The organism is Photorhabdus sp. RM71S, from assembly GCF_042879355.1.
GTDB lineage: Bacteria > Pseudomonadota > Gammaproteobacteria > Enterobacterales > Enterobacteriaceae > Photorhabdus > Photorhabdus kayaii.
The window spans coordinates 1-403 of sequence record NZ_JBHFKV010000217.1 but is presented as its reverse complement, the minus strand read 5'-3'; the positions used below and the strand labels follow the sequence as shown (position 1 = coordinate 403).

The window sequence follows — 403 nt, the reverse complement described above, 5'->3', positions numbered from 1 at the left end:
AAAGCATTCTAATGTCCTGTTTAAAATAGGTCAATATAGACCTTGACGTATTTTTTAAAGGATTAACGATATGGCCCGCATTCCCGAAGCCGAATTACAGCACCTGAAAGCTGCCGTCTCCTTAGTCGCCGTGGTGGAGCAACAGGGGCGACAGCTCTTTAAACGCGGCAAAGATTACGTGCTGCTGTGCCCGTTCCATGAGGAGAAAACCCCGTCAATGGTTATCTCACCGGCCAAAAATCTTTATCACTGTTTTGGCTGTGATGCCGGCGGCTCCGTGCTGGACTGGGTCATGAAAACCAAAGGCTTAAGTCTGCGCCGGGCCGTGGAACAGTTGCGCGGGATACTGGGAGATAACCCCTCGGTGGTGCCGCTGGTGCAACCGGATGAACCCGCCATGCTG

1 protein-coding gene is annotated in these 403 nt (G+C 52.4%); it reads left to right on the top strand.

Translation table 11 applies throughout. The features are described 5' to 3' along the window. Positions 1–70: 70 nt before the first annotated feature. Positions 71–403: CHC2 zinc finger domain-containing protein (locus tag ACGF5R_RS24595; protein WP_387693267.1), on the top strand; the 333-nt coding region annotated here is incomplete at its 3' end.